Annotated in this window: 22 protein-coding genes; 16 read left to right on the forward strand and 6 right to left on the reverse strand. The window is 59.2% G+C overall.

The genetic code is table 11. From position 1 onward, the window contains the following. Window positions 1-773 precede the first annotated feature (773 nt). Genes VB144_09635 through VB144_09660 form a run of 6 tightly spaced genes read left to right on the forward strand, consistent with a single transcriptional unit; the run spans window position 774 to window position 5699 of the window. Window positions 774-1373 carry a biotin transporter BioY gene (locus VB144_09635; GenBank protein ID MEA4883892.1) on the forward strand — a complete coding sequence of 200 codons (600 nt, stop codon included), beginning with the start codon at window positions 774-776 and terminating at the stop codon, window positions 1371-1373. A 30-nt stretch (window positions 1374-1403) separates the two neighbouring features. After that, a complete protein-coding gene (locus VB144_09640; GenBank protein MEA4883893.1) occupies window positions 1404-3080 on the forward strand; it encodes a methylmalonyl-CoA mutase family protein in 1677 nt (558 codons plus the stop codon). A 20-nt stretch (window positions 3081-3100) separates the two neighbouring features. After that, window positions 3101-3496: a cobalamin B12-binding domain-containing protein gene (locus VB144_09645; GenBank protein MEA4883894.1), complete on the forward strand. Its 396-nt coding sequence runs from the start codon at window positions 3101-3103 to the stop codon at window positions 3494-3496. A 15-nt stretch (window positions 3497-3511) separates the two neighbouring features. Next, window positions 3512-4564, forward strand: coding sequence for a methylmalonyl Co-A mutase-associated GTPase MeaB (meaB, locus tag VB144_09650; protein ID MEA4883895.1), 1053 nt, complete (start codon window positions 3512-3514; stop codon window positions 4562-4564). Window positions 4565-4576: 12 nt separating this feature from the next. Continuing rightward, on the forward strand, window positions 4577-4990 hold the full coding sequence (mce, locus tag VB144_09655; protein MEA4883896.1) for a methylmalonyl-CoA epimerase: 414 nt from the start codon (window positions 4577-4579) through the stop codon (window positions 4988-4990). Window position 4991: 1 nt separating this feature from the next. Beyond that, complete coding sequence (locus VB144_09660) at window positions 4992-5699, forward strand: hypothetical protein (protein ID MEA4883897.1); 708 nt, start codon at window positions 4992-4994, stop codon at window positions 5697-5699. 126 nt (window positions 5700-5825) lie between these two features. Here VB144_09660 and VB144_09665 read toward each other — a convergent pair whose 3' ends face one another. Genes VB144_09665 through VB144_09680 form a run of 4 tightly spaced genes read right to left on the reverse strand, consistent with a single transcriptional unit; the run spans window position 5826 to window position 9437 of the window. Further along, window positions 5826-6962, reverse strand: coding sequence for a sodium ion-translocating decarboxylase subunit beta (locus VB144_09665; GenBank protein MEA4883898.1), 1137 nt, complete (start codon window positions 6960-6962; stop codon window positions 5826-5828). A gap of 21 nt (window positions 6963-6983) precedes the next feature. Beyond that, window positions 6984-7379, reverse strand: a complete 396-nt coding sequence (locus VB144_09670) for a biotin/lipoyl-containing protein (protein ID MEA4883899.1) — start codon at window positions 7377-7379, stop codon at window positions 6984-6986. Between the two features lie 27 nt (window positions 7380-7406). Then, window positions 7407-7871: an OadG family protein gene (locus VB144_09675; protein ID MEA4883900.1), complete on the reverse strand. Its 465-nt coding sequence runs from the start codon at window positions 7869-7871 to the stop codon at window positions 7407-7409. Between the two features lie 15 nt (window positions 7872-7886). Further along, window positions 7887-9437: a carboxyl transferase domain-containing protein gene (locus tag VB144_09680; GenBank protein ID MEA4883901.1), complete on the reverse strand. Its 1551-nt coding sequence runs from the start codon at window positions 9435-9437 to the stop codon at window positions 7887-7889. A 277-nt stretch (window positions 9438-9714) separates the two neighbouring features. Between VB144_09680 and VB144_09685 the strand changes: the two genes are divergently transcribed. The 9 genes from VB144_09685 to VB144_09725 all read left to right on the forward strand — a co-directional run bounded on the left by VB144_09685 (window position 9715) and on the right by VB144_09725 (window position 18704). Beyond that, window positions 9715-10758 (forward strand): GntG family PLP-dependent aldolase, encoded by a 1044-nt coding sequence (locus VB144_09685; protein ID MEA4883902.1) that lies wholly within the window; start codon window positions 9715-9717, stop codon window positions 10756-10758. A 37-nt stretch (window positions 10759-10795) separates the two neighbouring features. Further along, window positions 10796-11923, forward strand: coding sequence for a DUF4392 domain-containing protein (locus VB144_09690; GenBank protein ID MEA4883903.1), 1128 nt, complete (start codon window positions 10796-10798; stop codon window positions 11921-11923). Between the two features lie 145 nt (window positions 11924-12068). Beyond that, window positions 12069-13769: a gamma-glutamyltransferase gene (gene ggt, locus VB144_09695; GenBank protein MEA4883904.1), complete on the forward strand. Its 1701-nt coding sequence runs from the start codon at window positions 12069-12071 to the stop codon at window positions 13767-13769. A 31-nt stretch (window positions 13770-13800) separates the two neighbouring features. Continuing rightward, entirely contained in the window at window positions 13801-14379 is a 579-nt protein-coding gene (locus VB144_09700) for a DUF6305 family protein (GenBank protein MEA4883905.1), read from the forward strand. 159 nt (window positions 14380-14538) lie between these two features. Further along, window positions 14539-15828, forward strand: a complete 1290-nt coding sequence (locus VB144_09705) for a TRAP transporter large permease subunit (GenBank protein ID MEA4883906.1) — start codon at window positions 14539-14541, stop codon at window positions 15826-15828. A gap of 15 nt (window positions 15829-15843) precedes the next feature. After that, window positions 15844-15987 carry a hypothetical protein gene (locus VB144_09710; protein ID MEA4883907.1) on the forward strand — a complete coding sequence of 48 codons (144 nt, stop codon included), beginning with the start codon at window positions 15844-15846 and terminating at the stop codon, window positions 15985-15987. 9 nt (window positions 15988-15996) lie between these two features. Continuing rightward, the gene (locus VB144_09715) at window positions 15997-17145 is read left to right on the forward strand and encodes a succinylglutamate desuccinylase/aspartoacylase family protein (protein MEA4883908.1); all 1149 of its coding nucleotides are present in this window, start codon (window positions 15997-15999) and stop codon (window positions 17143-17145) included. A gap of 50 nt (window positions 17146-17195) precedes the next feature. Further along, complete coding sequence (locus VB144_09720) at window positions 17196-18095, forward strand: 5-deoxy-glucuronate isomerase (protein MEA4883909.1); 900 nt, start codon at window positions 17196-17198, stop codon at window positions 18093-18095. A 78-nt stretch (window positions 18096-18173) separates the two neighbouring features. Then, window positions 18174-18704, forward strand: a complete 531-nt coding sequence (locus VB144_09725; GenBank protein MEA4883910.1) for a phosphodiester glycosidase family protein — start codon at window positions 18174-18176, stop codon at window positions 18702-18704. Between the two features lie 26 nt (window positions 18705-18730). Here the strand turns inward: VB144_09725 and glpQ are convergent, their stop codons facing one another. Further along, complete coding sequence (gene glpQ, locus VB144_09730; GenBank protein ID MEA4883911.1) at window positions 18731-19768, reverse strand: glycerophosphodiester phosphodiesterase; 1038 nt, start codon at window positions 19766-19768, stop codon at window positions 18731-18733. Window positions 19769-19916: 148 nt separating this feature from the next. On the opposite strand from glpQ, the gene VB144_09735 reads away from it, so the two are divergent. Continuing rightward, window positions 19917-22259: an MMPL family transporter gene (locus VB144_09735; GenBank protein MEA4883912.1), complete on the forward strand. Its 2343-nt coding sequence runs from the start codon at window positions 19917-19919 to the stop codon at window positions 22257-22259. Between the two features lie 56 nt (window positions 22260-22315). Here the strand turns inward: VB144_09735 and VB144_09740 are convergent, their stop codons facing one another. After that, window positions 22316-22669, reverse strand: a complete 354-nt coding sequence (locus VB144_09740; GenBank protein ID MEA4883913.1) for a hypothetical protein — start codon at window positions 22667-22669, stop codon at window positions 22316-22318. Between the last annotated feature and the right edge of the window lie 199 nt (window positions 22670-22868).

The raw sequence follows: 22868 nt of genomic DNA on the forward strand, positions 1-22868 counted from the left end.
GTCTCGCAGGTCGTTTATAGCCGCTGATGAGGCTCCGTGGTTCTCAAGATTCTGGTCCCGCAGGCTGTCAGTGTCGGCCAAACCAGCATTGTCGCGCGATCAATGCGACTCAAATGGACATTGACCATCGGGTCAGTGTCCATTTGGTCGACATTGACGGTCCGACTCCCGCGGTCGAGGTTCGCGCAGGTCCCATAGCGCGCGCGGGCGATTTCCGAAAACGCGTCTAGCTGCAAGTCAGCCTCGCCACATTATGCCATGATCCCGCCCTCTCGCGCGCAGTGTCGCCAATCTCGCCGGAACGCGCGTTTGGAGGGTCTCAATGCTGGTTTCATCGACATGATCGACGTTTCAGTGTCGATTTCATCGACATTGACCTCCACACTCCGGGGTTCAAAGGGTTGAAGGTTTTTTCAGCCGATTAGCAGGCCTGCAAATGGAGATTGCTTCCGTTACGGCCTGAATTAGTCGGATAAGGTCTGGAACGGGCAAGTGATCGAGCAACTGGTAAGTCAACTCACCGACAATCTGACGGAACTGGTGTGCGTGGCCGATCCGGCTAGCGGGCAAATAAGCCTTTAGCTGGTCATTCCCCAAATGCCTGGTTGCCATATGTTACATGCGGAACGTGAGCTCGATTGCGGGAGTCGTACCGTTAATGTCGAATTGAGCAGCATTGAGCGCGCGACAATGCCGGTTTGATCGACAAGGAAGGTGAACGCTGGTCGGTGTTGAAGTATATTGTGTACACTCGTGACTCTAGGGGTGATCAATTGAGCACTCGACGCATGGTGTTGGCGGCTGTTTTTGCTGCAACGATTGCAGTATCGGCCTTTGTTGTGATTCCGATTCCGGGAAGCCCTGTTCCATTCACAATGCAGGTGCTAGTGGTGCTGCTCGCTTCGGCGGTGCTCGGATCGAAGACTGGATTTGCATCAGTGCTCGCCTACCTGGCAATCGGTGCACTGGGGGTTCCGGTCTTCTCTGGCGGCAGAGCAGGGATCGCAGTCCTGGCTGGACCGACCGGCGGGTATCTGTGGGGGTTCCTCCTGGCGTCAGCCGTCGTGGGTCGGATCGCTTCTGGCACTGGCTCTGTGGCTGACTTTGGCGCCGGTGCTGGCTCCGATGCTGCTTGCAGTGCGAACTCTGACCGTTGGCGCATGTTGCTGGCTATGTCCGCGGGGATTGCCGTCATCTACGTCTTCGGCTGGGTGCAGCTGGCCATAGTCGCAAACATCGGGTTTGCGAGGGCATTTACAGTGGGAGTTCTGCCGTTCATACCCTTGGATCTTGCCAAGGCGGCTGCAGCAGGGTCTATTGCACTGAGGGTTCGTAGGGTCACTGAATCCGCGAGAGCGTCTATGTCGCTGTGACGACTGAATGAGCATGCCAACGTTGGGGGGATGGCTGAATTGCAGAAAGAGGATCTCAAGATCGCGCACAGTCGGTGGAGAGGCGTGACCTACACCAAAGTGGTCTCCAAGTTTCCCGAGCGGAAGGCGAGGTTCGAGGGCAGCTCTGGTATTGAGGTTGAGCCTCTGTACACCCCTTTCGATACTGAGAACACTGATTATCTGGAGAACATAGGCTACCCCGGGGAGTTCCCGTTTACCCGCGGTGTGCAGCCTACGATGTATCGCGGGCGCTTCTGGACCATGCGGCAGTACGCGGGGTTCGCGACTGCAGAGGAGTCGAACCGGCGGTATAAGTACCTTTTGGATCAGGGCCAGACAGGGCTGTCCGTTGCATTCGACCTTCCCACCCAGATAGGGTACGATTCCGATAATGCGCTGTCCTTGGGAGAGGTCGGAAAGGTGGGGGTCGCCATCGACTCCCTAGCAGACATGGAGATCTTGTTCGGTGGGATACCGCTTGACAAAGTATCCACGTCGATGACCATCAACGCTCCAGCCTCTGTCCTGCTGGCAATGTACATAGCTGTGGCGGAGAAGCAGGGAGTAACTGCGGACCAGCTTGACGGCACGATCCAGAACGACATTCTGAAGGAATACGCGGCGCGGGGCACCTACATATTCCCGCCGAAGCCATCGATGCGGCTCATCACGAACATCTTCGAATATTGCTCCAAGAGCGTTCCGAAGTGGAACACCATCAGCATCAGCGGCTACCACATAAGAGAAGCCGGCGCCACCGCTGTGCAGGAAGTGGCGTTCACCCTGGCTGATGGCATCGCCTACGTGCAGGCTGCGGTGGATGCGGGTCTGGCGGTGGACGATTTCGCACCCAGGCTGTCTTTCTTCTTCAACGCCCACAATGACCTGTTTGAGGAGGTCGCTAAGTTCAGGGCGGCCAGAAGGCTGTGGGCCAAGGTCATGCGCGATAGATTTGGGGCCAAGAACCCCAAGTCGATGATGCTGAGGTTCCACACTCAGACCGCAGGCTGCACCCTCACTGCTCAGCAGCCAGACAACAACGTCGTGAGAGTTGCTATGCAGGCGCTTGCGGCAGTTCTCGGCGGAACTCAGTCGCTGCACACCAACTCTCGGGACGAGGCACTGGCTCTCCCAAGCCAGGATTCGGTTAGGATCGCCCTGCGGACCCAGCAGATCATCGCCTACGAGAGCGGTGTGGCGGATACCGTTGACCCGATGGCAGGCTCCTACTATGTTGAGTCACTCACCGACAAGATCGAGGCCGCTGCTGCCGGCTACATCAAGCGCATCGACGAGATGGGAGGAGCTGCCGCAGCCATAGAGCGGGGCTTCATCCAGAACGAGATCGAGGAGAGCGCCTACAAGTACCAGATGGAACTGGAGTCTTCCGACCGTGTGGTGGTGGGCCTGAACAAGTTCCAGATCACAGAGGCGCCTCCCAAGGGCCTCCTCAAGGTCGACCCGGCAGTTGGGGAGCAGCAGCGGGCGAAGCTTGCCGCGCTGCGCGGGAGGCGTGATGGGGCAGCAGTCGGCGTGGCGCTTGACGCCCTGCGCCAGGCAGCGAGTGGTTCGGATAACCTCATGCCGTACATCATAGATGCCGTGAAGGCGTACGCTACACTGGGCGAAATATGTGACACGCTGCGCGGGGTCTTTGGAGAGTATAAGCCCCAGGCGGCCTACTAGGAAGGGGGAGCGGGCGAGACATGGACAAGAAGATCAGAGTTCTCGTGGCCAAGCCCGGCCTGGACGGCCACGATAGGGGCGCGAAGGTAGTGGCGCGTGCCCTGCGTGATGCGGGCATGGAGGTCATCTACACAGGACTCAGGCAGACTCCGGATCAGATTGTGGCCACGGCCATTCAGGAGGATGTGGACGCGATCGCTATGTCGATCCTATCCGGCGCTCACGGTTATCTCTTCCCGCGGGTGATGGAGCTTCTTGCGGAGCGTGGGGTGGACGATATCCTGGTAATAGGGGGCGGGATTATCCCTGAGGAGGATATCCCTGCGCTTAAGGAATGCGGCATTGCTGAGATATTTGGCCCGGGCACACTCACATCCGACACGGTCAGGTTCATCCGCGAGAACGTCAAGAAGTAGGGGCGGTTTTCATCTATGAGCCACATCGATCTCGCGCGCCGCGCCATATGCCGCGACATCAGAGCGGTGTCGCGCCTGATGACGGTCTTCGAAAACAAGGCAGAGGGCTTCGAGGAGGCTTACGCCACCGTATATCCCTACACTGGCCGCGCTCACGTGATCGGCGTGACGGGCCCGCCAGGCTCTGGTAAGAGCACCCTCGTAGACAAGATCGTCGGGGGGTTCAGAGAACGGGGCAGATTGGTGGGAATCGTCGCAGTGGATCCTACCAGCCCTTTCACTGGAGGGGCGCTTCTCGGTGACCGCGTACGCATGCAGCGCCACTCCACCGATGACGGTGTGTTTATCCGAAGCATGGGCACAAGAGGGCACCTGGGCGGGGTATCCCGCGCAACCTCGGGAGCGGTCGATGTGCTAGATGCCGCGGGCTACGATTACGTGATAATCGAGACGGTCGGCGTCGGCCAGTCAGAGGTGGAGATTGCCTCCATTGCCGATACCGTGGTTTTGGTGCAGGTGCCCGGGCTCGGCGATGATATTCAGGTGATCAAAGCTGGCGTGATGGAGATTGGCGACATCTTCGTCGTCAACAAGAAGGACCGACCAGGTGTCGAGAGAACTGTGGCGGAGATCCGGGTCGCTCTCGAGCTCGGCGGCGACGGGCGCGCCGGCGGGCGCGGATCGGGAGGACATCACGGTTCAGCGGGATCCGCAACTAAGTCGAAAGCGGGGCCGGAAGGGGAGTCCGCGTCCGCGTCGGGCAGTGCGCCGGGTTGGCGCCCTCCGATTCTTCAGACAATGGCAGAGACGGGCGAGGGTGTGCCTGAGTTGTGCGCCCAGTGTGATGCGCACTTCAATGCCATGGAGAGTTCCGGGGCCCTAGCGGAGCGACGGTACCGGCGGGCGCGCACAGAGACCATGCAGATCACTTCGGAGCGTATATGGAGAGGCCTCGAAGACGATCCACATGCGCTTCAGGCTGCGGAGGACCTAGCGTGGAGCGTGGCGCGGCGGGCTACTGATCCGTACGGAGCTGCGGAGGCACTCTACAGGATGCTTGTGGGATAGGAGGGACATGATTTGATCAAGTCGGTTGACCATATCGGGATTGCAGTCTCCGATCTCGACGCGGCCATAAGGGTGTACACCGATACCCTAGGCATTGCACTGAACGGCGCCGAGACTGTGCCGGAGCAGAAAGTGAGAGTGGCTTTTCTCCCAGCGGGAGAGACTGAGATCGAGCTTCTCGAATCGACAGATCCTGAGGGCCCCATCGCCAAGTTCATCGAGAAGAAGGGAGAGGGCATCCAGCACATCGCCTTCAGGGTGGATGACATAGATGCTGCTCTTGAAGAGATGAAGGCCAAAGGCGTGCGTCTTATCGATGAGAAGCCTAGATACGGGGCTGGAGGTGCGCGAATCGCGTTCCTGCATCCTAAGTCCACTGGTGGAGTCCTCATCGAGCTATGCGAGAGGGAAGGGGAGAAGAAGTAGCATGATGAGAAATGGAAAACTGATCACCGCCGCTATTGCGGCGACCTTGGCCCTACTCGTGTTTGCCGGGGCGTGTTCTGCCCAGGTAGGCGCGATGTCCGGCAACTCCGTGGGATGGGTCTTCCTGAAGACTGACGAGCTGAACGGGCAGCTCACGGATCATGGGTTTGCCGAGATGCCCAAGGGCATGTTCATCTGGGGCGGATATGGAATAGGCGATATTCCTGGCGGAAAGTGGTCCATCGGCGGATGGGGCGCCGGTGGCAATGCCAAGTCGGTTTCCGGCTCTGGAGCCTCTGCGAAAACCGCGACGCTCGCGCTTTCCATGGGCGGCATCATGGCGCAGTACAACATCAGCGTGTCCGAGAAAGTCAGGTTTGGGCTCGGTGCGGTGCTCGGCGGCGGAGCTGCGACGCTAACCGCAACCTCAGGGCAGGTGGGTGGTTTCGAAGATCTGCTTGGCCCCGGGCATTCCTCGTCCGCATGGCGACCCTATCTGCTGGCGCAGCCTCAGGCATCACTGGCGTTCCCAGTGTCGCAGATGATCGACGCTAGGATCTCGGGAGGCTATACGTTTATGTATGCCCCCGTGGGCTGGATTGAAGGATCAAGGTTCCGCGAGCATTTCCAGGGCCCGCTCAAGACGATTGGTGTTCCATTCATCGAGCTGGGCATATCATTTGGCGGCCCGATGGGGGCATCTGACTAACTGATCCGGCGCCAAGCGCGGCACAGGCAGGCCACTGGAAGAGCCCCAGACTCGCGCGGCGTGCCGCTCGGAGCCTGGGGCTCGTTTTCATTTGCGCATTGCTTACGGGGAATCCCAAGAAATCGACTAGAGCCCTCCAAACCGCGACAACAGTACGCCCGCAACTATGGCCGAGCCTATTACCCCCGCCACATTCGGACCCATAGCATGCATCAGCAGGAAGTTGCCGGGCTTCTCCTCCTGCGCCACTACCTGCACCACTCGAGCGGCCATGGGAACGGCCGACACTCCAGCGGAGCCGATAAGCGGGTTAACCTTTCTCTTGGAGAGCCAGCACATCAGGTCGCCGAGGAGTACTCCGCCTGCAGTGCCTCCTGAGAACGCGATGAGCCCCAGGATGATGATGCTTATGGTTTTCCAGTTAAGGAAGCTGGCGGCGTTCGCGGTTGCGCCCACCGTGGTGCCTAAGAAGATCGTTATGATGTTGATGAGTTCGTTCTGCGCCGTTTTCGAAAGCCGGTCCACGACTGCCGATTCGCGGAGCAGGTTGCCCATCATCAGAGAGGCTACCAGGGCTGCAGCTGATGGCAGCATTAGTCCAACAACCAGTGTGACGATTATTGGGAACAGGATTCGCTCAGTCTTCGACACGGGACGAAGCTGCTCCATCACGATCTCGCGGTCCGTCTTCCTTGTCAGCGCCCTCATAATCGGGGGCTGGATGATAGGAACCAACGCCATGTAGGAGTAGGCCGCGATGGCAATGGGCCCGAGCAAGTGTGGCGCCAGTCTGGTGGTCACGTAGATCGCCGTCGGTCCGTCGGCGCCTCCGATTATGCCGATGGAGCCTGCCTCAGCCGGCGTGAAGCCAAGCAGAAGAGCGCCGATGAACGTGATGAATATCCCAAATTGAGCTGCCGCCCCGAGGAGGATGGTGGATGGATTCGCGATGAGAGGACCGAAGTCGGTCATCGCTCCGACGCCCAGGAAGATGAGCGGCGGGTATATGCCGAGCTTAACCCCTTGATACAGATAGTAGAGGAGCCCGCCGATCACGCCGTCCTTCGGGCCATCCATGAGCCCTGCAAGAGGCAGGTTCGCGAGCAGCATTCCGAATGATATGGGCAGGAGAAGCAGGGGCTCGAATTTCCGGACAATCGCCAGGTACATGAGTATGCCTGAGATTGCGAACATGATGATCTCTTTGTAGGTTATGGCCGCGAAGCCTGTGGACCGAAGAAAGCCAACCATAGCATCGGCCAAGGAAAGTCGCCCCTTTCTCCGTTAAGCGGGGTCGATCGTCAGAAGAGCGTCTCCAGTGTTCACCGACGCGCCCTTCTCGACCGCAATACCCCTGACGACTCCAATGCGTCCAGCGAAGATCTCATTCTCCATCTTCATGGCTTCGAGCATCATCACAACTGTCCTGGGCTCGACCTTGTCGCCGGCTTTCACCTTGATATCGATAATAGTGCCTGGCATCGGGGCCTTCACTGCGTTAGCTTTGCCCGAGCCGGATGGCTTGGATGGTGCGGCCGGCTTGGCCGGCGCCGCCTGGGCAGTCGGGACAGCGGGAGCAGTCGGCGCGACTGGCGCATGGGTCACTGCAGAAGGCACGCCAACCTCATCGACTTCAACATCGTATGCATTTCCGTTGACACGGACGCGGAACTTTCTCACTTCACCGTTCCTCCTTGATATCGAATGCTATTGCCTCATGGCTCGCTGCCGGCCGGCCATGTTATCGCGCCTTCCAGCTAGACCCCACAGGTTAGCCTGGGCAGGATACGCGCGCGCGGATGCCCCGGCAGCATCTGGGCGGGTCTGTTCACCAGTGATGATCGCCATCACAGCTGCGATAGCTGCTATCTCTTCCTCAGCACGAGCGGACGGCTGCCCTGCATGGTCTGCCGCTGGTGCAGCAATCGCGTCCGGCTCGGGTTCTGGCGCTAGGTCAGTCTCTTCACCTGTGTGAGATTCCTCTTCATCCTCGCCATCATCTTGGCTTCCACCGGCTCCAGCTCTGGCAGTGCCATGTTTGCCATTGGACATCTTCGCCATCATCAGCATCACGCCCTGAAGGATGGCAAGGCCCACGAAGGTGACTGCCATTCCCATTAGGGTCGTCTGCAGCCCCAGGCCGAGCTTGCCAAGTAGTGTCATCTGCTCCATTTGTATCGCCTCCCCTTACACCGGGATGTTCCCGTGTTTCTTAGGCGGTCGGTTCTCGCGCTTGGACGATAGCACGTCGAGAGACGCGATGATCTTAGCGCGCGTCTCAGCCGGGTCGATGACGTCATCGATGTAGCCACGGGATGCTGCGACGTACGGGTTGGCGAACTTCGTCCTGTAATCGTCTATTTTATCAGCCCGCGCGGCCTCTGGATTCTTGGCTTCTTCGATGTCTCTCCGGAATATTATGTTCGCTGCGCCATCTGGCCCCATCACTGCTATCTCAGCTCCTGGCCAGGCCAGCACCGTATCAGCGCCAAGATCTCTGCTGCACATGGCCAGATACGCGCCTCCGTAGGCCTTCCGAACAATCACCGTCACCTTCGGGACTGTCGCCTCTGAGTATGCGTAGAGCAGCTTGGCGCCGTGCCTGATTATCCCGCCGGTCTCCTGGTTCACGCCGGGCAGGAACCCGGGCACATCCACTAGGTTCAGCACTGCCACATTGAATGCATCGCAGAACCGGATGAACCTCGCTGCCTTGTCGGACGCGTTGATGTCAAGGCAGCCTGCGGCGATCTTCGGTTGGTTGGCGATGATGCCGACGGGATAGCCGCCCACGCGTGCGAACCCCACGATGATGTTGGCAGCGTAGTGCTCGTGCACCTCTAGAAAATCGCCGCCGTCGATTATCTTGTTGATCACGGCGTGCATGTCATACGGTCTGTTGGATTCAGGAGGAATGATGTTTCGCAGCTCGGCGACTATCGTCGATGCCGCCTCGCCCGCTGCTGAGCCAGCCGGAGCGTCTTCAAGGTTGTTTGACGGAAGGAACGACAGAAGCTTGCGGATCGTGAGGAAACACTCGTCCTCAGAGTCATGCATGAAGTGAGCCACGCCGCTGACGCGGTTATGCGTGCCGGCGCCGCCCAACTCCTCAGCGGTGACCTCTTCCTTAGTGACTGCCTTTATCACCTGAGGGCCTGTAATGAACATATTGGCGCCCTGAACCATGAAGACGAAGTCGGTGATGGCGGGGGAGTACACGGCGCCGCCTGCGCACGGCCCGAGAATCACCGAGATCTGTGGGATGACTCCCGACGCTATGGTATTCCTGTAGAAGATCTGGCCGTACCCGGAGAGAGCATCGACGCCCTCCTGAATACGTGCTCCGCCTGAATCGTTGATTCCAATGAGGGGGGCGCCGACCTTCATGGCCATGTCCATGACCTTGCATATCTTCTTCGCGTGCATCTCGCCCAAGGAACCGCCCATTACGGTGAAGTCTTGGGAGAAAACGAACACCTTGCGCCCGTTCACGGCGCCATATCCGGTTACGACTCCTTCGCCTGGCAGATCCTGCTCAGGCATCCCGAAATCCTGGCATCTGTGCTCTACGAACATGTCGAGTTCAGTGAAGGTCCCCGGGTCCAGCAACTTCTCAATCCGCTCTCTCGCAGTGAGTTTCCCGCTCTGATGCTGCTTCTCGATCCTCTTTGCTCCGCCTCCCTGGAGGACTTTCTCTCTCCGGGCGGCCAGATTCTGCAGCTTGTCATTGTCGCCCAAATATGCTCACCTCGCATCTATGGTCCGGCAGGCCACTACTATATGGGGTCTGCCCCGCCTGCACACCTGTGCGCCTCCTCGCCGAGCGCGGTACGTCTGTGTACATTATACACTTTTCGGATACTTCCTGCCATATGAGAGGAACGGGGGCAAGAGTGGATTCTGCTGCCATCGACCCATTCATTATTGTCCCCGAAAACTGGAGGAATGGAGGCTGAATTGTAGTATCACTGTACAGCGATCTGGCAAGTCGATGAACGTTATGAGGTGGCGCACTATGGATTTCGTGGAGCTTAGGAGCGACACATGCACTCTTCCCACCGAAGAGATGCGGGAGGCAATGCGCAACGCCGAGGTGGGAGACGATGTTCTCGGAGAAGACCCAACGGTTGCACGGCTTGAGGCCATGGCTGCCTCGAAGGTTGGCAAGGAGGCGGCGCTGTTCTGCCCATCTGGAACCATGGGAAATCTGGTGGCGATCATGACTCATTGTGGCCGCGGCGATGAAGCCATAATGGAATCAGAGTGCCACATCTACTACTACGAGGTCGGTGGAATGTCGGCTATCGCTGGTGTTGTGCCCAGGCTTGTAAGAGGCATGAACGGGGTCCTAGATCCCGCCGATGTGAAGGCCGCCATCAGGGAGAAGAACATCCACTACGCGCCCGCTGCCTGTCTATGCATAGAGAACACTCACAACAGGGGCGGCGGAACGGTCACCGATATCGCGACGATGACCGCTTTGGGCGCCGTGGCCCGTGAGAATGGACTCGCAGTCCATATGGATGGGGCCAGGATCTTCAACGCGTCCATAGCTCTCGATGTGGACCCGGCGGATCTGGCGCGTCCGGCGGATTCGGTGATGTTCTGTCTCTCCAAAGGACTTTCCGCCCCTGTAGGTTCAATGCTGGCAGGATCCGCTGAGTTCATAGCGCGCGCCAGGAAGAATCGGAAAATAGTTGGCGGCGGTATGAGGCAGGCGGGTGTGCTTGCAGCAGCGGGCATCGTGGCGCTGGAGAAGATGATCGGCAGGCTTGCAGAGGATCACGCGAACGCCAGGGCCTTCGCTGAGGGGCTTTCGCAGATACCGGGCATATCGATCAACACCAGCACTGTACAGACGAATATCGTGGTGTTCGACATATCCGCGCTGGGAATCGGTTCCAGCAGATTCGCTTCTGAGCTTGAAGCCCTGGGGGTTAAGGTGAGCACGAGGCCTCCCGAAGGTATCCGCGCGGTCGCCAACAGGCACTTCACTGCGAAAGACGTGAACCGAGCGCTGGATGCAGTAATGGAGATAAGCCAAAGGCGCCTCAGGTAACTAGCTGCGATGGCGACGGAGAAGGGGGACTGGCCACGTGAGCACGGCATGCGCTGCAGCACAGATCATCGCCGAGAACGTAGACAGCTTAGTCACCATCGATTTCCACGCCCGCGGGATTGTTGAACCCATCTACAGGGCAGCCAGAGCCAGGCAGGGTGGGCAACCTCTGGCGTATCGCGCGGCGTTGGCGCTCGCAGGGGCGTGTGCGCCCAGCGAGGGCGGGATTTACGCTAGGCCGACTGTGATCATCGGGACCGGATTCATGATCCGAGCTGCAGGCGCTCCTGAGACAGACGGAATCACAGGGGCTGCGCTTCTCGCTAGGGGCCTTACCATGGCGCACAGGGCCATTCCTTTGATTGTGTCGGAAGAAGCTGCAATCGACGTTCTGCAGGCTGCATGCTCTGCGGCTGGGTTGGCGCCTGCTATTGTACGCAACGGAGCAGGCGATGAGATGCAGGTTGCATCAGCGGTGGAGGCTTTTAGGTGTGGCGCTGACGTGGGTGTGCCGCCGGTTGTTCTGGTCTCGTTCCCCCTGGATCGCAATAAGGCCCTAGCTGCTGCGCAGTCCATGGCGAGCGCAATAGCTCCTCAGGCCATGATCTCGATTGAGAGGCCGGGCCTGAACAGGAGAGGCGTGCACCACAACTCATGGGGGCGGTCGATATCGGATATCACTGCATGCGTCGACGAACTCTTCCTGGAGCTGCGAAGGCGCGGCACTCTCACGGTGGCCATAGGTGATCTCGGAAACGAACTGGGGATGGGGTGCATTTCCGATACCGTGGAGTGGATGACGCCATTCGGCAGGGAATGCTCCTGTCCGTGCGGGGGCGGCATGGCCTGTTCCATTGAGTCAGACGTGACAGTCGTCGGTTCCGTATCCGACGACGTTGCCTACGGCATACTCGCATGCATGGCCCACCTGAGCGGGCAGCCTGAGGTGCTTCCCAGCCCAGAACTGGGCCTCGCGGTGCTCGACGCTGCGGTAGCCGCCGGCGCTGTCGACGGGCTGACTGGAGAGAGATCCGCCTCCATCGACATGCTTGACGCGTATGTACATTCATCCATCCTTCAGCTGCTCAAGGCGATCCTGGATTACGCCGACCGTCATACATCTCTTCGGCCTGAGTTCCTAACGCATCTGGCTTCGTTTCAATAGTGCGACGCCCGCGGCAGGACTGAGTCTTCTAGCGTCGTATTCAGTACCCAAGCGCAATCGTGAGGGCAATGCGGATTTCTGGGATGGCATGTCAGTACGGTTGCGCTGTTGGGTTCAATTGGCCAGAATAAAGGAGGACTGCCGAATGCGAAGGTACTGGATCGCTGCAATGTGCTGCCTACTCGTGGGTATCATGGTTGGAACGCCGGTGCTGTGCGCACAAGTGGATGCGCACGCCCCGAAAGACACTGTCGCGGAGCACGGCATGGTAGCAGCCGCTCATCCTCTTGCCTCGATGGCGGGGGTCGAGATCTTAAGATCAGGCGGAAATGCAATCGATGCTGCAGTAGCTGCTGCACTCGCGCTCAACGCGGTTGAACCGAACGCGTCCGGCCTCGGGGGCGGCGGTTTCATGGTGATCCGTTTCGCCAAGACTGGCGAGGTGGCAGTAATCGACTACAGAGAGAAAGCGCCGGCATCGTCCACGAAGGACATGTACGCTTCCGACCAGGCCAAGAAGGAGCGATGGACCGTACTTGGCGGGAAGTCGGTTGGCGTTCCAGGCGCCGCTAAAGGCCTGGAAACCGCGCTTCAGAAATTCGGCACGATGACCTTCGGGCAGGCAGCTGCTCCCGCGATCAAACTCGCGGAAGAAGGATTCGTGGTGTCGCCGATGCTCAGCGGGCTGATCAAAGACAACTACGACAAGATCGTTCAGTACAACAATCCTGATGATGTTCCGTATCTCCGGGATGGCCTTGCGCTGGAGCCAGGCGATATCCTCAAGAACCCCGAGCTTGGACAGACCCTGAGGCTTATCGCAGAGAAGGGCTCTGATGCGATATACCACGGTCCGATAGGCGAGAAGATGGTTGCGGCGGTGAACCGAAACGGCGGGAACATGACGATGCAGGATTTTGCCGACTATACTGCCGTCATGAGGGAGCCGGTGCGCGGCAACTATAGGGGATATGAAATCATCTCCATGCCTCCGCCGAGCTCTGGCGGCACTCACTTGATTCAGATATTGAACGTGATGGAGAACTTCGACGTGAAGGCCATGGGTCACAACTCACCTCAGTACATACACACCCTGGCTGAGACGCTCAAGATGGTTTTCGCCGACAGAGGCGCTTTCATGGCGGACACCGATTTCGTGAAGGTCCCAGTTAAGGGTCTGGCATCGAAGGAATACGCAAAGACCCAGGCGGACCAGATCAAGCCGGACAAGGCGATGGCCGAGTTCAGGCCGGGCGAACCCCAGAAGTACGAGCATGAGAGCACTACTCACCTTACAGTCATTGATCAGCAGGGGAACATCGTGGCCCTGACCCAGACAATCAACTACTTCTTCGGGTCTGGCGTAATGGCCACGGGAACGGGACTCATGATGAACGATGAGATGGACGACTTCTCAACCAATCCGGCGTCGGTCTCGGCGCCTGAGCCTGGCAAGAGGCCCCTCTCCAGCATGAGCCCTACAATCATTCTGAAGGACGGAAAGCCTTTCATGGCTCTCGGAACCCCCGGCGCCACCAGGATCTTCCCGAGCCTCGCCCAGATCATCATGAACGTGATCGATTTCGGAATGGGGCTGGATGAGGCAATCGAGGTTCCCCGCGTGTGGAGTTCTAGTTCTGCGGGGAAGCCGGGGGCGGTGGCGGTGGAGAGCAGGATCCCTGTGGAGACCCGCGAGGCGCTTCAGGCTCTCGGCCACAAGGTGGACGTTAAGGGCGACTGGGACTCCTACTACGGCGCATGCCAGGCAATCATGCTCGATCAGTCCACAGGTCTGATATACGGAGCAGCGGACTCAAGGCGGCTTGGAGAGGCGATCGGGTTCTAGTTGTGTGAACACGCATGAGAGGAGCCTAATGATGAGGCAGGTTGTCCTGAGAACCACAGCTGTACTGGCTGCTCTGATCCTGGTGGCGGTCATCGGCGCGGGGGGCTCGATCGCGGCTGCGAAACCCGCTTTGATCACCTCCATCGGGCAGAGTGCCGAGGCGGCAATGATCAAGCAGATATGCATACAGAACAAGATCCCGTATGAACTCGATGCCCTGGCAAGGGTGGACGCGCTGACTGGCGCGGATAAGCAGGCCCGGCACTCGGCTCTTGTGGTCGCGGTCGGCGGGAGCGCCAAAGGGCTTGGAGCAGCGGGAATCAACAAGGAACAGGAACTCGAAAGGGCAGTCGCCCTACTTGAGGCGGCTAAGCGGTTGAAGATGAACATCGTCGTGATGCATGTGGGCGGCGAAGAGCGTCGCGGCGATCTATCCGATGCGTTCATCCGCGCCGTGTTGCCATACGCGAGCTCCGTTGTCATAGTTGAAGGCGGAGACAAAGACGGCCTGTTCGAGGCGGTTCTCAAAGGGAAGAACGTGCCGATTACGAAGGTCGGAAAGATCCGCGATACCGGCTTGCCGCTCAAGAAGGCCCTCGGATTGAGCTAGTAGATAGTGGAGGCCGGAGGCCCGGAGACGGTCAACTGATGCCCGATAGTTCATACATTCTCGATCGGGCCAGAGGATGATGGGCCGGCCCGGGCCTCAGCCATTTCCCGCCTGCTCCTCCTGTATGGAAGACCGTGGTGGGCGGGGCATGTGGAGGTGATGTTGTTGCTGTCTGAGGGCGTAGTATTCCTAATAATGGTTGGAGTGTTCATGGGCGCTGCTTTCGCGTTTGGCCTGCCCATTGGCATATGCCTTGCCATATCCTCCCTAGCTGGTATGCTCGCTGGAGGCGCTGGTTTCGCAGTGAGGCATCTTGTGGAGGGGGCTTTCGGCTACCTGAACACTATCCTCGTCATTGCCACGGCGATGATGTTCATGAAAGGAATCCAGAAATCAGGCCTGCTGGACACTGTTGCACGGTGGCTTATTGAGACGTTTCACAGATCCCGCGCGTTGCTCCTCATCGGGCTCACGCTTCTCGTGATGTTTCCGGGCATGATCACTGGATCATCAACAGCGTGTGTGCTCACCACTGGCGCTCTTGTTGCTCCAGTCTTGATGCACATGGGAGTGCCGAAGATCCGGACCGCTGCAATAATCGCGATGGCGGCGATATACGGGATGCTCGCTCCTCCTGTGAACATCCCGGCGATGATCATCGGGGGCGGCATCGACATGCCGTACGTGGGGTTCACAAAACCGCTTCTCCTCGCCACGATTCCCCTTGCCATCATCGTCAGTCTGTTCCTTGGGCTGCCCTACATGGGCAAGTCCAAATCTCTCGACGACATGAGATCTAGTCTGCCGAAGAGCTATGCCAGGAAGTACGGGTTCAAGCTGTATCTGCCATTCATCATCCTCGTTGTGCTGATGGCTGGGCCCAACCTCGCGCCTGGCAGGTTCCCCGACCTGGGCATGCCACTAGTTTTCCTCATCTCCGCCGTCATCGCCGTGGTCACTGGGAAGCCCGTGCGGATGTGGAGTGTCGCCCGAGAGGCGATCCACGATGCCCTGCCTGTGATGGGGATACTGATGGGCGTCGGCATGTTCATCCAGGTGATGACGCTTACCGGGGTGAGAGGCTGGGTTGTGGTTGGGGCGCTGTCGCTTCCTAAGGCCTTTCTGTATCTGGCGATGGCCATCTCCGTGCCTGCCTTCGGGGCGGTGTCGGCCTTCGGTTCGTCGTCGGTGCTCGGCGTTCCATTTCTTCTCGCACTTCTCGGAACAACCAACGAGATCGTGGCCGCGTCGGGCCTGACTCTTCTGGCAGGCCTGGGCGATCTTGTCCCTCCCACGGCCCTGGCAGGGATGTTTGCGGCGCAGATCGTTGATGAGGACAACTACTGGCTGGTTTTGAAGGACTGTCTTATCCCGGCGATTGCAACGGCTGCATGGGGTGTCGTGATGATCCGCTGGGCCGCGCCGATCGCAAAGTGGATTCTGAAGTAGGAGGTGAGTGCCGTGATGGCCTGGGTCTACTGGGGGCTCTGCGTGTTCCTGTTCATTGCTGTGGCATACGAACTCGCCACGGAGCGGGATTTCTGGCGGCAGGCCACTGCTGCCTTGGTGCTCATCCCTCTCCTGCTGCGAATCCTCTTGTGGAAGTGAGGGTGGTGCATGGTGTCGAAGATTGATGCGAGGCTGCGCGCCGCGGCCCTGGCGGTCCTGGTTGTGCTGGCCGTGCTGGTTACAGGGGCTCAGTTCCGCGCGATGTGGAAGGACGATCTGATCGTTCCAGGCCCCGGTGTGACGGCGACGAAGATGCTATCGGATTACTTCCCCGGCCTGGCGGGAACTGCCGGTGACACAGAGGTGTTCATTCTCGAGGGGAAGGCGCCCGGCGCCACATGCTTCATACTCGGCGGCACTCATCCGAACGAGCCGTCGGGGTGCCTCACTGCGATGCTCCTTGTTGAGCGGGCGCAGGTGAGCAAGGGCAGGCTCGTGGTGGCGCCGAGGGGGAACCGGTCAGGGTTCACCTGCAACGACCCACAGGAGGGTTCGCCGCAGTGGATTCACTTCACCCTCGCGGACGGGTCCGTGAGGGCATTCAGGTTCGGTTCGCGCGGGACCAATCCCCTGCACCAGTGGCCGGACCCGGATATCTACATCAACCCATCCGGACAGAGGCTATCCGGGAGTGAGAACAGGAACCTGAACCGCGCCTACCCCGGACGGCCCGAGGGGACGCTCACGGAGAAAGCAGCATACGGCATAATGGAGGTCATACGGCAGGAGAAGGCGGACATCTCCGTGGATCTGCACGAGGCTTCGCCTGAATATCCTGTGATCCATGCCATAGTTGCCCATGAGCGATCCGAGGATCTTGCCGCGATGGCGGTGATGGACCTGGATTTCGACGGCATCAGGATGAGGCTTGAGAAGTCGCCGCCCACATTCTACGGCCTGAGCCATAGGGCGTGGGGCGATTATTCTGAAACCATGGCGCTGCTGATGGAAACGGCCAATCCGAGCCAAGGACGGCTCAGAGGGCGGACGGACGAGCATCTGGTCCTCACCGGGCAGGACAGATTTTACGTGAAAGCCGCTGAACTCGGAAGGCTCTACGTGCCATTCGACTCGCATGGCCATCCCATAGAAGAGCGAGTGGGCCGACATATGAGCGCACTCGCGGCTATCTGGAGGAACGCTGAATTCGTAGGCAGTATGCTCCCTATCGAGGTAGAGGGCCTGCCCGACTTCGCGGAGATCATGGAGGAAGGATATGGGCATTTCCTCAACCCTGCGCCGGCGGGAGCAGTGTAACTCGAGGCCGCGTTCGCAAGCGGCCTCTCGGGCGGAGGTGGAAGGATAGAGTGTCGCTCAAGGTTCCTTTGCCACAGCGCAGTTGCAGCGTTACACGGATAAAGGAGATCGTAAGCCCCGTCGATTCAAAGCTCGGACTCGCCCACATCCATTTCGGGCTGGTCAGCGTGGAATCCGGACGGAAAAGGGCGTTCGACTTTGGTCCAATGGAGACTGTTGTTGTCGTACTAGGCGGCGTCGCGGACATTGGGTGGGAAGCGCCTGAGGCGCATGAGAGGCGAGAACGGGTCGGCGGCAGGCGGGATGTGTTCGATGGCCCTGCATGGGCCATGTACGTGGCGCCGTTCACCACGTTTTCGATCACAGGTGTATCGCCTGTTGTGGAGGTGGCTCTGGTTCGGGCAGACCCGATAGAGCTCTCCGGCGCAGGTTCCGGCGCGAAATCCGGCGCTGAGCCTGTCGCTGGCGCGGGGTGCGATGCGCCGGTCTGTGGCGTACACATCGTAAGCCCGGACATGGTGACGATTCGCGAGGCCGGCGCTGGCGCCTGGCAGAGGCAAGTGCATGAGATAACAGCGAACGGCTGCGGGCCTCAGACGAGCAAGCTCATGGTAGGCGAGGTGTTCAACCCCGCAGGCAACTGGTCAAGCTATCCTCCCCACAAGCACGATGAGAACGCGGGCATGGAGGAGGCAAAGCTTGAAGAGGTGTGCCATTTCCGAATGAAACCTGAGTCGGGGTTTGCGTTCGCCAGAGTCTATTCCCCATCCCGAGGATTCGACGAGGCATATGTTGTGCAGAATGAGGACACTCTGGCGATCCCATTCGGTTACCACTCCATGGCCGCCGCTCCCGGATACGCTCTGTACTACCTGTGGGCTCTGGCCGGAGACAGAAGGCAGCGGCTTGCCACCTATGATCGGCAGCATGCCTGGCTGAAGAACGATTGACGCTTGGCGCCACACTCAGCCAACTTCGCTGCCATCTACACACCTGAGCGGGGCGCGCGCACAGGCGCTTTGGGGGGAGTGTCTGTCGTCGTGCGCGGAGGGGTGGTGCAGGAGGTATCGGGAGGCGAGAAGCAGATCCCGCCTGACGGCTACGTCATCAACTTCCAGGGGCAGGAGGCTTCCCTGGCGCAGAGGTTCAAGGCAGGCGACCGAGTGGATTACAGCATCGTCTGCGCAGATGGAAGTCCACTCGATGGCTTCTGGGCGAGGGCTGTGGAGGGCTTCGGTGCAGGGCCCAAGCTCGTCGAGGATGGCCGGGTGGTCTACTCAGTGGCCCGCGCAAGGGATGAAGGGTTCACCGAGGCGAAGATCCTGACTGAGTCGGGGGCGAGGAGTGGACTCGGCGCGACGCCCGACGGACGCCTGCTCATGGTCACGGTGGGCTCGGCCACAGTTGCAGAACTCGCCCAGATTATGAAGGAGATCGGTGCGCACGAGGCCATGAACCTAGATGGCGGAGCATCGAGCGGACTCGTGTTCAACGGGAGGTACATAACTAGGACTGGCAGGCGTATCAGCAACGCCCTGCTGATACAGGTGGGAATGTGAACCGAGCGTCCTCATCCGTCTCCGGTCTATCTTCCGGCCTCTTTGAGCACTCGCACAGCGATGTCGGTGAAATCGGTGAATAGTCCATCCACGCCGATATCGAAGTAGAAGTGGCGGAGCATCTCCTCAAAGCTACTAAAGCAGCTGGGCATGGAGTCTTTCCTGAATGTATATGGGTGGACGGCCAGCCCTCGCTGGTGCGCCCCGCTGACCAGGGAATAGTTGTCCACCGGCCTGCCCTTCGAATCCTCGATTCTGGTGGTGACGGGGCCTATCCCGTTCGCGTACGTGGCGATATCATCGAGCCCGGCGGGGGTGACCAAGGCATTGAACTCGGCGCTGCCGGATATGAGCTGGATGAGAGGCAGCGTGCAGCCCATCGCGCGGAGACGCTTCAAGCAGGCGGGCTCGAAGGACTGGATGAACACCTTGGACTCTGGAGATATGTATCCATACTTGGCTAGCACATCGAGAACTATCTGTTCGATATCGAAGCCCTGCTGATGATGAAACCCAGAACCCTTGATCTCAGGGTATATGCCCACGTTCCGTCCCGTGCTCACGTTGAGCCCCTGGATCAGCTCGATCTCCTCGGCCAAAGTCGGCACTTCGAACTTCGACGCGCCCAGGGGGAACCTTCCACTGAAGGCCGGCGCGTTGGTCTTCAGATCGATTCGTTCGCAAGCCCTCAGGGACTTCACCTCAGCGAGCGTGAAGTCGCATGGGTAGTACTTGCCATCCAGTCGGCCTCTGTTCGGAAACACCTGGCGAACATCGGTAGTGGCCTCGAGATAGATATCGTGGACGACGATGGGAACCCCGTCTCGGGTCAGCACGACATCCTGCTCGATGTAGTCGGCGCCGAGAGCATATGCCATCGCAACTGCTGGAAGTGTGTGCTCTGGAAGATATCCAGAGGCAGATCTGTGGGCGATGACGATCTTGGCGGAGATGGGTGCAGTCGATCCCGGCATCGAAGGCGCCGCGGATGCCCATCCAAGTGACAACAGGACGAGGACCGGTGTGAGAGCCAGGAGTAGTCGCACATGAGGAAGCCTTCTCATAGTATCCCCCTCCCTCTTCGCGTAAGGTGGTGAGGGATTCTCCGCCGGAGGGAGTTCTCCTTCGCGTGCAGGGTGAAGGCGAGGCGCGTAAGCTTACCTTGAACGGAGCCAGCCGCTCATAACCCCTCTCCCCAAGCGCATAGCTATAGTGACTGGCTGGTCATTGGGCGCCAGGCAGCGACTGAAGGGACGTGAACTCATGTTGGGCGGCCTGTGGTCGAGAATTGCACTCCGACATCCGCGGCTGGTGATTGCCATCACTCTGGCTCTGTCAGTTCTGTTTGCCTACGGCGCTGCTAAGGTGAGGATCGACTCCGGCCAGAGGGGGTACTTCCCCGAAAACGACCCAGGCCTGGCCAGGCTTGATCAGGTTGAAGACGCCTTCGGAGGTTCGAACACGATCATGGCCGCTGCGCTGACCGCGCAGGTCTTCACTCCGGAGGGCCTTCGCGCTTTGGATCGCCTTACTCAGGAACTGCGGGAGGCGCCGGGCGTCGTCTCAGTACAGTCGGTGACTAACATAGCTGAGGTGACGGGAGAGCCGTGGGGCATCGATGTGCGGCGGATTCTGGAGGAATTGCCTGAATCGCAGGACGAGGCGGCCTCCTTCCACCGCAGGCTCCAGAGGGATCTGCAGGCGGCTCGGCTTCTGCTTTCCGATGACGGAAGCCTTGTGATGACCCTCGTTCATCTTTCCGCGGGCGTCGATTCGAGCCGCGTTGCCGCGGGAGTGAGAGCCCTCCTGAGCTCGGCTGCGCCTGTGCTCACCATATACGCCACTGGCGGGCCAGTGCTCATCTCTGCAGCAGACGACTACCTTCGTAAGGATCTCCAACGCCTGTTTCCCATAGTCGCAGTAGTCATTGTGGGGCTCCTTGTTGGGAGCTTCCGCCGGTGGCAGGGGGCGCTCCTTCCAATGATTACGGTCGGGCTGAGCACCCTGTACACTGTTGGCCTCATGGGCTTCATGGGCACGCCATTGAGTCAGATCACAGTGGCGCTCACTGTGATCCTCCTGTCGGTCGGCAGTGCTTACGGAATACACATGATGCACCGGCTGTACGAAGAGCAGTCACAAGGCCGCTACGGCAGGCACGCCATGGAGGTCGCGTTCGATGCAGTTACACTGCCGATCATACTTGCAGGTGCGACCACAATCGCAGGATTCGGCGCCAACGCATTTAGCAGTATCGTACGGATACGCGAGTTTGGCCTGCTCGCAGCATTTGGAGTGGCGTGTGCGCTTCTGCTGGCTCTGATGTTCATCCCCGCAGCGGTGGCCGTGTTTGGCGGAATGAGGCCTTCGCATGGTGAAGGGATCACTGCGTGTGTGCCACAAGCACAGGATCATTGTACTCGTGATGGGCTGTTCCAACGCTTGGCTGGGTGCGTGACACAGAGACCCGCGACAATATGGCTTATTACAGCCATTGTGGCTGTTTGGTCGGTCGCTGGGTTGCCCCGAATCAAGGTCGACACCAACTTCGTGAGCTTCTTTCCCAGTTCGAGCCAGGCCAGACGCGACTTCGATCTGGTGAGGAGCAAGTTCGGCGGGGCGAGCACCATTCATGTGATGATCGAGGGGGATGTTATCGGCCCTGAGGTGCTTGAGGCCATGGAGGCAGCACAGCGGGAGTTTGAGGCGGCCCCGGGGTTCGGGAAATCCGTGTCAGTCGTGGACCTGGTGAAACAGGTGTCCCGCGCAATGCATGGAGATGATCCGTCATTCGCGCGGATACCAGAGTCGAGAGGGGAGGTCGCCCAGTATCTGCTGATCGCGTCGATGTCGGGAGATATCGGAATCGAGCGCCTGCTAACCATGGATAATCAGAAAGCTCGCATCGAGGTAGTGGCAGACGCCGTCGACTCTTCAAGCAGGGCGACCGTGGTGCGGCGGGCAACGGAGATAGTGGAGAGGCATTTCGGGCCTGCCTCGGGATTGGGAGTATCCAACGCCTTCGCAGCAGGAATGCTGTTTCTGGACGATGGAATGTCGAACCTGATAACTCGCTCCCAAACACAGAGCCTGTTTCTTGCAGTGATCTCGGTGTTTGTCATAGTCTATCTGGCATTAGGGCGGTCTCTGGATTCGGCGTTGTGCATCGTCCCCATTCTGCTGACGATCCTCGTGAACTTCGCCGTAATGGGTTGGGCAGGCATTCCTTTCGATGTCGTGACAGCCGTGGTCAGCTCCGTGGCAGTGGGAATAGGCATCGACTACAGCATTCACATCTACTCCCGATTTCGGGAGGCCAGCCTGCGCGGGAAAAGCCCCTCGGATGCGCTGCGCGAGACAATTGCGACTACAGGACGTGCAGTAGTGCTGAATGCGGGAGCAGTGGCGGCGGGGTTCGTGGTCCTGATGCTATCTTCGTTTCCGCCTCTTCGGAACTTCGGCGGGCTCATAGCGCTCACAATGGCAACCTCATCCATTGGGGCGCTGACCCTGCTCCCAGCGCTGTTGCTTGCAGCCAGGCGGAGAGACGCGTGAGAGGAAGCCCTGATCAACACGATGGACGAATTCCTCATTGTCGTACCGATAGGTTGTTATGGACTCTTCTCCTGAGCTCCCGAAGCCAAGGATTGAACTGCGAATCGGAAGGGGCTTGTAGGTCTGGTCGTACTGCAGCGCTTGTTTGGACATGTCCACTGTTCTTCGACCGCCTTCTTGTCCGAGTCGAGCTTGTTTTCGAGGACTCTCGCAGCCCTAGATCCGTCGGGAGCGGTCGTCTCCTCGGCGCACATAGTCAGCAGGGCGTACCTATCATCGTACCAGCTTTCGGTTTTTCTTCCTGCCGGGTCGATCGTCGTGACGAGGTTGCCGCGACCGTCCCACGTGTACTTAGTGGTCTCTTGACGAGAAGGCGAGGTCCCCACCTTGATAGTCTTGACGTCCCGCATTGGCAGCTTCCCGTCGTCTCACACGTAGCTGTACGCTGTCGTAACTACTTCAGTCTGATTGCGATCAGAACCGCTCTGGATCCTCCGTCGCATACCTGCAACTCGCCCATAATGAGCGGGATCCCAGGACAGGTCATCCCGTAGCTAAGATCATCTGGAACTTCGGCCGCGAGGACTCAGTGGACAAGGAGGCCCTGAG

Source organism: Clostridia bacterium, assembly GCA_034926675.1.
Classification (GTDB): Bacteria; Bacillota; DTU025; order DTU025; family DTU025; genus JAYFQW01.